Annotated in this window: 10 protein-coding genes and 1 pseudogene; all 11 read left to right on the top strand. The window is 38.2% G+C overall.

Annotated features, from left to right (window positions below; all coding sequences use genetic code 11):
* Positions 1–995 (top strand): UDP-N-acetyl-D-mannosamine dehydrogenase (wecC, locus tag PULV_RS07325; RefSeq protein WP_193331331.1); only part of this gene is annotated, 995 nt, incomplete at its 5' end.
* Positions 996–2,195, top strand: a complete 1,200-nt coding sequence (locus PULV_RS07320; RefSeq protein WP_193331330.1) for a hypothetical protein — start codon at positions 996–998, stop codon at positions 2,193–2,195.
* A 332-nt stretch (positions 2,196–2,527) separates the two neighbouring features.
* Positions 2,528–2,677, top strand: a pseudogene (locus PULV_RS22145) (hypothetical protein); the annotation flags it as partial.
* Between the two features lie 347 nt (positions 2,678–3,024).
* On the top strand, positions 3,025–3,990 hold the full coding sequence (locus tag PULV_RS07310) for a hypothetical protein (protein ID WP_193331328.1): 966 nt from the start codon (positions 3,025–3,027) through the stop codon (positions 3,988–3,990).
* Positions 3,987–5,171 carry a glycosyltransferase family 4 protein gene (locus PULV_RS07305; RefSeq protein ID WP_193331327.1) on the top strand — a complete coding sequence of 395 codons (1,185 nt, stop codon included), beginning with the start codon at positions 3,987–3,989 and terminating at the stop codon, positions 5,169–5,171. Before PULV_RS07310 ends, PULV_RS07305 begins: the two co-directional genes overlap by 4 nt.
* 3 nt (positions 5,172–5,174) lie before the next feature.
* Complete coding sequence (locus PULV_RS07300) at positions 5,175–5,903, top strand: WecB/TagA/CpsF family glycosyltransferase (RefSeq protein WP_193331326.1); 729 nt, start codon at positions 5,175–5,177, stop codon at positions 5,901–5,903.
* Entirely contained in the window at positions 5,900–7,387 is a 1,488-nt protein-coding gene (locus PULV_RS07295) for a mannose-1-phosphate guanylyltransferase/mannose-6-phosphate isomerase (protein ID WP_193331325.1), read from the top strand. Before PULV_RS07300 ends, PULV_RS07295 begins: the two co-directional genes overlap by 4 nt.
* Positions 7,388–7,525: 138 nt before the next feature.
* Positions 7,526–8,944, top strand: coding sequence for a phosphomannomutase (locus tag PULV_RS07290; RefSeq protein ID WP_193331324.1), 1,419 nt, complete (start codon positions 7,526–7,528; stop codon positions 8,942–8,944).
* A gap of 463 nt (positions 8,945–9,407) precedes the next feature.
* The gene (locus tag PULV_RS07285) at positions 9,408–10,808 is read left to right on the top strand and encodes an undecaprenyl-phosphate glucose phosphotransferase (RefSeq protein WP_193331323.1); all 1,401 of its coding nucleotides are present in this window, start codon (positions 9,408–9,410) and stop codon (positions 10,806–10,808) included.
* A gap of 19 nt (positions 10,809–10,827) precedes the next feature.
* The gene (locus tag PULV_RS07280) at positions 10,828–12,012 is read left to right on the top strand and encodes an outer membrane beta-barrel protein (RefSeq protein WP_227009372.1); all 1,185 of its coding nucleotides are present in this window, start codon (positions 10,828–10,830) and stop codon (positions 12,010–12,012) included.
* 39 nt (positions 12,013–12,051) lie between these two features.
* Complete coding sequence (locus tag PULV_RS07275; RefSeq protein WP_193331333.1) at positions 12,052–12,543, top strand: polysaccharide biosynthesis/export family protein; 492 nt, start codon at positions 12,052–12,054, stop codon at positions 12,541–12,543.
* Positions 12,544–12,558: the final 15 nt, after the last annotated feature.

Here is a 12,558-nt window from a genome sequence, read left to right as displayed (position 1 = left end):
CCTTTATTCACAGTGATTCAGGCGAGCACAAAGCCGACCTTAGCTATATTGAATCAGCTGCTAATGCCATCGCGCCGGTACTCGAAAAAGGCAACTTAGTGATTTTAGAGAGTACTTCACCGGTAGGTGCCACCGAGCAACTGGCCAAATGGTTGAGTGCAGCACGCCCTGATTTAAGCTTTCCGCAAGACCAAGGTGATGCTGCCGACATTAAAGTCGCCCATTGCCCTGAGCGCGTATTACCGGGTTATGTACTACAAGAGCTGGTCTCAAACGACCGTGTCATTGGTGGCATGAGCAAAGCGTGTAGCGCCAAAGCCGTTGAACTGTACGAAACATTTGTCCGCGGCGAGTGTATTGTGACAAATGCCCGCACCGCAGAAATGGCCAAACTCACCGAAAACTCATTCCGTGATGTCAACATTGCTTTTGCCAATGAACTATCAGTGATTTGTGACAAGCTAAAAATCAACGTGTGGGAACTCGTTAAACTGGCTAATCGCCACCCACGAGTGAACATTTTAAACCCAGGCCCAGGTGTAGGCGGTCATTGTATTGCTGTTGACCCATGGTTTATTGTGGATAGCTGCCCAGACGAAGCAAAAATAATTCGTCAAGCACGTTTAACTAACGATGCCAAACCTTACTACGTGATTGACCAAATCACCCAAGCGGCCGACCAATTTAAAAAACCTGTCATCGCCTGTTTAGGTTTGGCCTTTAAAGCCGACATTGATGACTTGCGCGAAAGCCCAGCACTGCAAATAGTGCAAGAGCTGGCAGGCTCAAACATAGGTGAGATTTTAGCGGTCGAGCCAAACATTCAAGCACTTCCAGCCAAAATGCAAGACAGTAACGTTGAGTTAGTGACACTCGACACCGCGCTTGAAAAAGCCAATGTGATCGTGGTGTTAGTTGACCACAAGCAGTTTAAAGCGGCCGATAAAAGCCAGTTTGCGAAAAAAGTGATTATCGATACGCGTGGGATTGTGTAATTGTTTCTAAATTTTAAGATAATAGAAAAGCATATATCTCTCATATATATGCTTTTTGGCGCTGGTGCTTTATTTTTAGTGAACTTTATCCTCTATGGTTTAGTTTCGGACTCTCTATATATATTTAACAATATGCTGATTTTGGTAGTCAGTATATCATTTTCTTTAGGCCTTTTAGGTTTTGAGCAAGTGCTCATTAGAGTTTCTTATGTTGATGTTAAGTTGTTAGCTTTCCCAAAGGCGTTAAGAAAATATCTTATAATATTTCTACTTTTCGGATCCTTGTTTATAAGTATCATTTTAAGTTTAACTTTCTTTGGCTGGGATAATTTTATTTATATATTTTTTCTATCACTATTATCATCTTTGAATATGTTGTTTTATAACTTATTAAGGTTAGGTAGTTGTTTTAGATCTTCTCAATTAGTTAGTGTTTTCTGGAAAGTAAGTTTGACCTATATATTACTATATGAGTTTTACTTTGGGGGTTTTACAGAAGAAGGTTTGAAGCTTTTTTACATTATTTCACTTTTAATTAGCTTTGTACTATCTTTTTCGCTTTTTAAGAAATCAAAAATTACTGTAACTTATTTAAACAAGAAAGTAGATTTTAAAAAACTTACATTTGCATTTTTTATATCAACAGTTGTTCTGACTTTATTTACCAATGTAGATAAGTTGTTACTACCTAAATTCTTTGATGAAAAAGAAGTTGCAGCTTACTTTTATTTAGTAAATATTTTTTTATCTACATCATTAATTTTTGCTAATTATATTGGTTTTAAATCATTGGTTGATTTCAAGAAATATTTTAACTATGAAAGTTTCAAAATCAATTTCGTGTTATTATTTAAAATATCACTATTGTTGTCTTTTTTTATTTTTTTATTGGTGAATTTATTTATTTATTTTTACCCACATGGTTATTACAATATAAATTTAAGTGGTCAATCGAATATTATATTTCTCTTGCTTATTATGGCCGTTATTAGAGTTCTTTACTCATATGTGTCATCTGCGTTAGGTGCTGTAGGTGATTTCGTTAATATATTAAAGGCAAATGCATGGAGTTTATTAGCATTATTTACAACGATTGTGCTCTTCTTTGATATTACATTATTTAATTTTATTTCAATCGTATTGTTTATTTGGTTAATAAGATTGTCTTTATATTTTTCAGCTGTGAAAGGTTCAATATGAAATATGAGTTACAACTTTGGTTTATGACTTTATTGTCAGTTATACCTGGTAATATTGGTTGCTTAATTAGAAGGTTATTTCTTCCTATTAAATGTGGTGGTAAATTTATGTTGTGGGAAGGGGCTCATATTGATCACCCAAGCTTATTTAAGGTTGGCTATAACGTTTCAATAAATAGACGTTCGCTAATTAACGCTGCTGGTGAAATTGAAATCGGTGATAATGTATTAATCGGTCCAGAGGTAATTATATACTCACAAAATCATATTTTTTTATCTCATGAAAAACTAATCAATGAGCAAGGTTATGACAAGCATAAAGTTATAATAGAAAATAATGTATGGATTGCATCAAGGGTCACAATATTACCGGGAGTAAAAATTGGTGCGGGCGCTATAGTCGCTGCTGGGTCTGTAGTTACTTCAAATGTGGAACCCTATACTATCGTTGGTGGTGTTCCTGCAAAATTTATAAAGAAAAGATAACTAAGGTATAATGTATCGTGATTATAAATTTGGATAATATTATTTTAAGACTTTTTTTGTTCGTCCTTTTTTCTTTTTTTTTGTACTTGTTTAACTCATCAAATTACATTCTTCTCTTTTCTTTAGGTGTAGTATATTCCTATTTCGAATTTTCAAAAATTAAGAAAGTTGGCATATCTTTGGATTTCTTTTTTTATACATTAATATCATTCTATTTCATTATTGGTTCTGCCAATATAAGTGGTTATAGGGGGGAGGTTACAGAGTGGATGTATTTTCATATAACTTCTTTTATGTTATTAATGTTTATTTCCTACAAATTAGGATCAGGGCTCTCTACGTCAATGAACTTGGATTGGATAAAGAGGAAGGTTGAAGCTAATGGTATAATAAACTTTAAGTTAATAATATTATCTTCAATTCCTGGGTTTATTGGTTTATTAATAATGCTACCAACAGGTATTCCCTTAATACAATCTGATAAATTCACATTAGTATCGCCTAAAGCGTATTTCTTTCTGGAAATGTTTTTTGTAACATTTATTTTTTGTTTGAATAACTATTTGGCACTAAAAAATCAGAATGCTAAACTATCGAGATTTTATTTAAATTTAACGATTTTATGTTTTATTCTGCTTAGTCTTCCTGGTTATAGGGGGTGGATTTTAATATGTTGTTTTTTAATTTTCTATGCTACTTATGAAAAACCAGGGCGAATTACAGTAACAAAAATATTTATTATCGCTTCACTTGGCGCTCTTGTTTTGGGTGGGTTGGCAGTTTATAGGAGAATAGTAAACCCTGATCTAACACTGGCTAGTGATGCCTTAATTAATTATGAGGCAGAGCATCTAGGTGAGATTTTTGCATTTATTCATTTCTCTTTACGCGAGAGTATAACTATATCACAAACGTTAATTGAAAATGGTATACCACCAAGTTACCCACTTTTTTTATCTGATTTTCTAACTATACTACCAAATTATGATATGGCTGGTGGTAAAGTAATTGCTCATTTATTTTCTGAGTATAGTGGAGTGGGTTTAACGCCTGGAGCTTTGGGGGCGTTAATTATAGAGTTTGGATATTTCCCTGCAATTCTAGTTGTTTTTTTATCGTCTTTCACTGTTGGCTTTATCGGGCGGTTAAGTAAGGGATATAATAACTATTCCTTTAAGTTGTTTAGTCTTTTATTGTTGATATATTATATTCATTACTTACATCGTGGAATCCCCAAGCCTGCATATTTATTTGTTCCTTTATTATTTATGTTTTTTTTCACACTTAATATTATTAGAGGTAAAAAGTGAAAATATGTCATTTAGTTCGTCAATCATGGCCAGATGTTTGTGGTTCAGTTTCCAGACTTAACAATATCTTGGCTTGTCAAAAAGAAAATGGTTTAGAAGTATTTGCTATTAGTGCGCCTTTTCAAAAAGAATCTTTGAAAGGATCTAAAATTGAAGATTATAAAGGAATTAAATATTATAGAACCAGTACAATAAATGCTGATAAAACTAAACATGAAAGAACATTTTTAGAAAGAATTTCTAGGCTATTATTAATTTTTACTTTTATATCAAGAGCCAACCAAATTTGTAAGGATGAAAGGCCAGATATAATACATGCACATGCGACTTTTTTCGTTGGTATCACAGGTCTTATAGTTGGATTTATGAACCGTATACCTGTTGTTTATGAAATGCGCTCAACTTGGGAAGAAGATTTACGAGGTAAATTTCTAATTAACTTTCAACGTAAAATAGTAAAGAAATTAGAAGAGTATACGGCAAGACTTTCTAAAGGGGTTGTATTTGTTTCTGCAGGTATTAAAGAGCATTATAATTTAAATGACCTTAAAAATGAAAATTCAGTTATATATAATTCTGTTGTTGAGATTGATGGTGTCGTAAATAAAGCAGTTGGCGATGTATTTCATTTTGGATATGTCGGAAGTTTAGCTTACTATGAGGGCCTTGATGGTATTATCCCTGCGGCTCGAAAGTTAATAGATGAATATGATATAAGTAATTTTAAAGTATTTATATATGGTTCAGGAAGTGAATTTGAACCTATTAAAAAGCTTATAATTGATAATGACTTGGTTGATTATATTATTTTAAAAGGCAGAGTTGATTTTGAAGATATGGCTGCGGTTTACAATAATATTGATGCGATTTTGTTACCAAGAAAAAACTTGCTTATAACTAATAAGGTTGCAGGTTTAAAACCTTTAGAAGCTTTCGCCAACAAAAAGTTGGTCTTGGCTTCTAATGTTGGTGGGATGAGAGAGTTATTTGTAAATGGCAAGCATGGTTATTTTTTTGAAGCTGATAACTCTAATGAATTAACCACAATCATGGCAGATGTTATTAGTAATTATGAAGATAAAAAATCTGTTATACCTACCGCATTTAAGTTTTATCAGGAAAAATATAGTGGCAATGCTATGTTTAGCCAATATATTAAAATTTACAATAAGGTAAAGTGATTTATGAGTTTTACAAATGTTTTTGATGTAGCTTTTTCTAAATTTGAAATACACAGTTTCACCAGTGAAATTCTTAAAAATAAATTTAATAAAAAAATTATTGTTACCCCTAATGTTGATCATATTGTTCGCTTAAATAAAGATGCAAATTTTAGAGATATATACCTAGCGGCTGATATATTTGTTAATGATTCTAGGATCCTTAAATTTCTATCGAAATTAATTCGTAAGCCTATTAATAGCCTGATCCCAGGTAGTGACTTAACTGCATTTTTATTTGATAAGATAGCGACCGAATATAAGGGAGTAAAAGTAGCAGTAATTGGCGGTGAAGAATCAGTAATAACTAAAATTAAAGCTAAATATCAGATTCATAATATCCCACATTATAATCCTCCAATGGGCTTTCATACTGATGAAGCTGAATTACAAAAGTGTATTGACCTTTGTAAATCAGCAGATGCAGACATCATATTTTTAGCTGTCGGTAGCCCCAAACAAGAGATAGTGGCTGCAAGGCTGCGAAATGAAAATGTGAATGGTTGTTATCTATGTATTGGTGCCTCGCTATTATTTTTAGCGGGCGAAGAAAAAAGGGCGCCGCTGTTCATTCAGAAAATTCATTGTGAATGGTTATTTAGACTTTTGCAAAGCCCTCGGCGTTTAGCTAAGCGTTATTTAGTTGATGGCTTACGTATTATCCCTATTTGTATAAAGGAATATTTTAGATGATTTTACCTGTCATTATGGCTGGCGGCTCAGGCACGCGTTTATGGCCTTTATCACGCGGGAATTACCCGAAACAATTTTTAGCACTTGGTGAAAGTAACGAGACAATGCTGCAGCAAACTATTACTCGTCTCAATGGCCTTGACCACGCGCCGCCTATGTTAATTTGTAATGAAGAACATCGCTTTATTGCTGCTGAACAAGTGCGCCAGTTGGGTGCAGCACATTCAGGCATATTTTTAGAGCCCGTTGGGCGTAATACTGCGCCTGCCATTGCCCTTGCGGCACTTAAAGCGGTTGAGCAGGGTGATGATCCGCTTTTGCTGGTGCTGGCTGCCGATCATGTCATTAATGATAACGTTGCATTTACTCAGGCAGTTGAACATGCAGCAAGTATTGCACAAAGCGATAAGTTCGTAACCTTTGGTATTGTCGCCAACAGCCCAGAAACAGGTTATGGCTACATTAAACGCGGTGAAGGGCTCAGTAGTGATAACTGCACGAACACGAGTGGCAATAATACCCTTAATCAGGCGTTTGTGGTCGATCAGTTTGTCGAAAAGCCCGATTTAGCCACAGCGCAAGCGTATGTTGAGTCAGGCCAATATTATTGGAACAGCGGCATGTTTATGTTTAAAGCCAGCCGCTATTTAGCCGAGTTAAACACCCACCGACCTGATATTTATCAGGCCTGTGTGCAAGCCATGGCAATACAAAATCAAGACTTAGACTTTGTACGGGTTGATAAAGCGGCGTTTGAAGCCTGCCCAGACGACTCGATTGATTACGCTGTGATGGAACCGCTGTGTGCAAAAGCAAGCGCTAAAGAAAGTGCCAAAGAAAGCGCGGATGTGGTGGTGATCCCCTTAGATGCAGATTGGAATGATGTTGGCGGTTTTGCTGCTTTATGGCAAGTGTCAGCGCAAGACGCAAACGGCAATGCTTTTAAAGGTGATGTCAAAGCGGTTGATACTAAAAACACTTTAGTCTTTGGCGAAGACAAGCTAGTTGCTACCGTGGGCGTTGAAGACTTAGTGATTATTAACACCAAAGATGCGGTGTTAGTGGCGCATAAAGATAAATCGCAGCAGGTTAAAGAGATTGTTAATCAGCTTAAAGCTGATAAGCGTTCTGAAGTGACCTTTCATCGTGAAGTGTATCGCCCTTGGGGTAAATACGACTCGGTTGATAACGGTGAGCGTTTTCAGGTTAAACGCATTACCGTAAAACCAGGTGCGAAGCTGTCGGTACAAATGCATCACCACCGTGCAGAGCACTGGATTGTGGTGTCGGGTACTGCCAAGGTTCATTTAGATGGCCAAGAGCAATATCTAACAGAAAACGAGTCTGTGTATATCCCTATCACTGCGGTGCATGCACTTGAGAACCCTGGCAAGGTTGACCTTGAGTTGATTGAAGTGCAATCGGGTTCGTATTTAGGCGAAGATGATATCGTGCGTTTTGAAGATCGTTATGGTCGTGAATAACTAACCGCGTAAAAAAGTGGGCGGCCTTGTTTGGTCGCAGACGTGTTGAGCACCTAAGGGTGCTCTTTTGTATTAAAAAATATTTAATCGGATCGAGGTTGATCTGTTCGAAATAGCTATAACGCTCAGGGATTAAGTATGTTATTAACAAACAATGTGTTAGCGACAAGTGGTGTTGCATTTGGTACCAGTGGTGCTCGTGGGCTAGTCAGCGACTTTACCTCAGATGTGTGCGCTGCATTTACTCATGCTTTTTTAAATGTCATGAAGCAACAGTTTGACTTTAAACAGTTGGCAATTGCGATTGATAATAGACCTAGCAGTCAACAAATGGCTCAAGCATGCGCCACTGCATTATTACAAGCTGGCATTGAGCCTGTATATTATGGTGTGCTGCCAACACCTGCGCTCGCATTTGCAGCTATGCAAGATAATATTCCGTGTATTATGGTCACTGGTAGCCACATTCCATTTGATCGTAATGGTTTAAAGTTTTATCGCCCCGATGGTGAAATTTCTAAAGCAGACGAGCAAGCAATTTTATCTGTTTCAGCGCAATTTGAATCGTTATCTGAATTAACGTCACTAAAAACAGATATAACGGCTGGTTTACGTTATGTTGCACGATACACATCGTTATTTGATCGTCCGTGGCTTGAAGGCAAGCGTATTGGCATTTATGAGCATTCAAGTTCGGGTCGCGATTTATACGCAGACTTATTTAAAGAACTCGGTGCTGAGGTGATCTGTTTAGAACGCAGCGATCAATTTGTCCCTATTGATACCGAAGCGGTCAGCGAAGCCGATAAACAAAAAGCCAAAGCGTGGTCAAACGAGTACCAGTTTGATGCTATTTTTTCGACCGATGGTGATGGCGACAGGCCGCTTATGGCCGACGAACATGGTGAATGGTTACGCGGTGATATTTTAGGGCTGCTTTGTGCTAAACAGCTTAATATTGAAGCGTTAGCTGTACCTGTCAGTTGTAACTCAGCCATTGAGTTGTCAGATAACTTTGAAACAGTTACACGCACACGAATAGGCTCACCTTATGTAATCGCCGAATTTGAAGCGTTAAAACAGCAATATTCATCGGTTGCAGGCTTTGAAGCGAATGGTGGTTTTTTATTAGGCTCTGATTTAGTCATAGACGGCCAAACATTGCATGCATTGCCGACCCGTGACGCGGTTTTACCTGCTTTAATGCTGTTGCTTTTAGCTGCAACCACTCCGATAAGCCAGCACGTTGCCAAGCTGCCAACGTGCTTTACTTATAGTGACCGTATTACAAACTTTGCTACAGCAAAAAGTCAGCAAATAATTGCTGACGGTCAAGCAGACCCGAGTGCATTGCTTGATAAGCTGGGCTATGAAGGCACTGTGATACAAGCGGTTAATACCACTGATGGCTTAAGAATAACGCTAGAAAGTAATGATGTGATTCATTTGCGTCCCTCAGGCAATGCCCCTGAACTTCGGTGTTATGCCCAAGCATCGACCACAGAGAAAGCAAAAGAAATAGTCACTAATGTGTTGGCCAAAGTTGCGACTTTTTAAAAACAGTCAGCAACAGTTCTACACGCACACTGGTGAAGCAAAATCAGTGTGCGTCTTCTAATTTTTCTACTCTAAGCTGGCGGCTTGTTTTTTTAACGCTGAGCTAAGGTTTGTTCCTATTTATCAGTACTCTGATAGTCTGTTTTAGGGTTATCAATTACTTGCAGTAAAGGCGATGTGTAATCTGCTGTAATTTATAGCTGCTGATTATTTACGTATGGTAGGCAAAATTTTGAAGCAAGCTGTGTGTCAATTGTTAAATAAAACTCAATTATGGCGTGCTTTTATATTAATTGGCGCTAAAAATACCATCCTTTAGAATGAATATGAAAATTTCTAATACTTTAGCGTTAAAAAGTCATTTAACTTTAACCTAGCAGCGCTTATAATGGCGCCTGTTTTTTTGATCACATGAATAGCCGTTTGCAATGAATGCAAATTTAGTCTATCAGGGAGAGATTTTTTGAATCGCGCTAAAGTGTTTAAATCCAGTAGTAAGTCAAATTCGGTGCTTTATCGTATTTTTGACATCTCTATTATTACGTTTTCTTTAACAGCCGCTGCCGCTTTTTATGGTGTTGAGCTTAATCGTGTTTACTTAACCGTATTACTTGTTGTGCTGCTGGCGTTTTCGTATCTGGGTGAAGCGTTTGATTTATACCGTTCGTGGCGCGCAGGCAAGTTTCGTCACATGGTGTTATTTGCCTGGGGCAGTTTGATTTGCTCGTTTTTAGCGCTGTTAGTGTTTGCTTTTGCGTTTAAGTTTTCTGAGCAGTTATCCCGAGTTGTATTAACGCTCTGGTTTGCGAATGCCTTTGCGGGTATTTTTGCTTGGCGTTTAATGAGTCGCTTATACAAAGTGAATCGTCGTAAGCTTGGTTTAAGTATGCAGCGGGTGGCTGTGATTGGTGCCACTGAATCTGGTGCAAACGTTTTTAAAGAAATTATTGCTCATGACGAGTTAGGTTATGAGTGCATCGGCTTTTTTGAAGACCGTCAACCAGAGCGCCTTTTTGAAGACATGCACTTGCATGTGGCAGGGTCAATTAACGAAGCGGTCAATAAAGCTCGCCGTGGCGAAATCGATGTGCTGTTTATTGCACTGCCTTTTAAAGCCGAAAAACGCATTGCCGATATTTTATCGCGCCTTGGCGATACTACGGTCGATGTTCACTTTGTGCCTGATTTTTTACTGTCTAGCTTAATTCATGCCCGCATCGATCATGTGGGTGACATCGATACTCTCAGTGTGTTTGAATCTCCCTTTAATGGTGCCCGAGAACTCATAAAACGTACTGAAGATATTATTATCGGTGGCCTTATTTTATTGTTGATTTCGCCGATTTTAGTTGCCATTTCTATCGCAATCAAAGCAACCTCCAAAGGACCGGTGTTTTTCAAACAAGCGCGTTATGGCTTACATGGTGAAAAAATTAAAGTGTGGAAGTTTCGCTCGATGACCGTGATGGAAAACTCCGATGTTGTCACCCAAGCGACCAAAAACGACAGCCGTATTACGCCACTAGGTGGTTTTTTACGCCGTACCAGTTTAGATGAACTGCCGCAGTTTATTAACGTAATTTTGGGTGATATGTCGATTGTTGGCCCGCGTCCTCATGCGGTGTCACACAACGAAGAATATCGCCAAAAAGTAGAATTCTATATGCTCCGTCACAAAGTGAAGCCCGGCATTACCGGTTGGGCACAAATTAGCGGCTGGCGCGGCGAAACAGATACCCTCGAAAAGATGGAAAAACGCATCGAATTTGACCTGCAGTATATAAAACATTGGTCGTTGTGGTTCGATTTGAAAATTATCTTTTTAACAATTTTTAAAGGTTTCACTGGCAAAAATGCCTATTAATTTAAAGGAAATAGCAAAAATGAAAAAATCCCTTTTAGCAACCTTCATTGCTGGATCGATTTTTAACTGCGCGCACGCACTTGAGCCTGCAGGTATTAACACGGAAAGTGGTATTTTAATTACACCGTTACTTCAAACAGGTTTGAAGTATGACAATAACATTTTTAGCCAGTCGCAAGACGAAGAAGGCAGCACGATTTTAACCATTGATCCAAGTGTTAACTTTTTATTGGACGATGGCATCAACTCGTACAGTGTTGATGTAGGCTTAAATTCAGGTACGTTTTTTTCAAGCTCTGATGATAACTACCTTGATGGTTTTATTGGTTTTGATGTGCATTTAGAGCCTTCTTCAATGAGCCGTTTTGATTTTAATGCAACAGCAAACTGGACAACGGAAGCTCGTGGTACGGGTATTACTGAAGGTTTAGGGGATTCAATCAATGAGCCGCTTACTTATCGCGACCAAGTGATTGCTGGTACTTATGAGTTTGGCGCGCTGAGCACCAATGCAAAAATGGCGTTTGATGCTAAGTACTACAACAAAGAGTACACAAACTTCGAAAACAACACCAAATACCGTAATTATGATTCATTCTTATTTGGTACGACGTTCTCGTACAACACAGGCGCAGCGACTGATGTATTTGTCGAAGTCAACAAAGATGCTATCCGTTACGACCACATAGAGCCACAGCAATCAACCCGTAGCTCTGACGACTATCGTGCATTAGTGGGTATCAAATGGGAAGCAACCGCACTGACAACAGGTAACATTAAACTGGGTTACCAAAATAAAGATTTTGAAGCCAGTAACCGTGAAAACTTCAGTGGTTTAAGCTGGGATGCAGGTGTAACATGGCAGCCACTTACGTACACTTCGTTTGATTTCAGTACGACTCGTGCTGCACGCGATCCAAATGTTGAAGGCAGTTACATCAACGAGAGCGTGCACTCAATTGCGTGGAACCACGAATGGGCCACACGTTTAGATACCTCTGTTAGCGCGTCTTATGTTAAAGAAGACTACAGCGGTGTGAGCCGTAAAGACGACACCACTACGCTTAGTGCACAAGCCAACTATGTATTACAACGTTGGGTGGATGTGTCTGTGTATGTTGATATTACTGATAAAAATTCGACACGTGATAACATCTATTTCGACAAGAGCTTAGTAGGTGTTAATTTTACGTTCTCAATGTAAGGAAGTTTCGTGAACAAGCTAGTAGTTAGCTTGGCACTAATGTTAGTTTGCATCCTGCCCAAAGCTTTTGCGCAGGATGCATACATTTTAGGGCCTGGCGATAAAATAGAGATAAAAGTATTCGGTCAAGATGACTTAGCCGTCGAAGCCTTATTAGGTAACAGTGGCAAAATCAATTACCCATTTTTGGGTGAAGTGAGCATCAGTGGCCTAAGCACTAAACAAGTTGAACAAGTAATTCAACAAGGTTTAAAAGGGGATTATTTAATTAATCCGAATGTGTACGCACAAGTGGTTGAATACCGCCCGTTTTATATTCATGGCGAAGTCAAAAACCCAGGTGGGTATCCGTATCAGCCGGGTATGACCATTAACCAAGCGGTTGCGCTGGCCGGTGGATTAACCGAACGTGCATCAAGAGAAAAAATATTCTTGTTCAAAGAAGGCAACAAAGCCCAGCAGCTGCAAGCTACGCTAGGGTCGAATGTGTCTGCCGGTGATACCATCACTATTGAACAACGATTCTTTTAAACGGGGTTAATTTTT

The sequence above is a fragment of the Pseudoalteromonas ulvae UL12 genome (genome assembly GCF_014925405.1).
GTDB lineage: Bacteria > Pseudomonadota > Gammaproteobacteria > Enterobacterales > Alteromonadaceae > Pseudoalteromonas > Pseudoalteromonas ulvae.
Note: the sequence above shows the minus strand (reverse complement) of the source record. Positions and strands in the feature narration are given on the sequence as shown.

Coding starts and splice junctions, on each gene's coding strand:
- PULV_RS07295 (WP_193331325.1), top strand. CDS start 5,900: ATGATTTTACCTGTCATTATGGCTGGCGGCTCAGGCACGCGTTTATGG.
- PULV_RS07300 (WP_193331326.1), top strand. CDS start 5,175: ATGAGTTTTACAAATGTTTTTGATGTAGCTTTTTCTAAATTTGAAATA.
- PULV_RS07310 (WP_193331328.1), top strand. CDS start 3,025: ATGAACTTGGATTGGATAAAGAGGAAGGTTGAAGCTAATGGTATAATA.
- PULV_RS07290 (WP_193331324.1), top strand. CDS start 7,526: ATGTTATTAACAAACAATGTGTTAGCGACAAGTGGTGTTGCATTTGGT.
- PULV_RS07275 (WP_193331333.1), top strand. CDS start 12,052: ATGTTAGTTTGCATCCTGCCCAAAGCTTTTGCGCAGGATGCATACATT.
- PULV_RS07280 (WP_227009372.1), top strand. CDS start 10,828: ATGAAAAAATCCCTTTTAGCAACCTTCATTGCTGGATCGATTTTTAAC.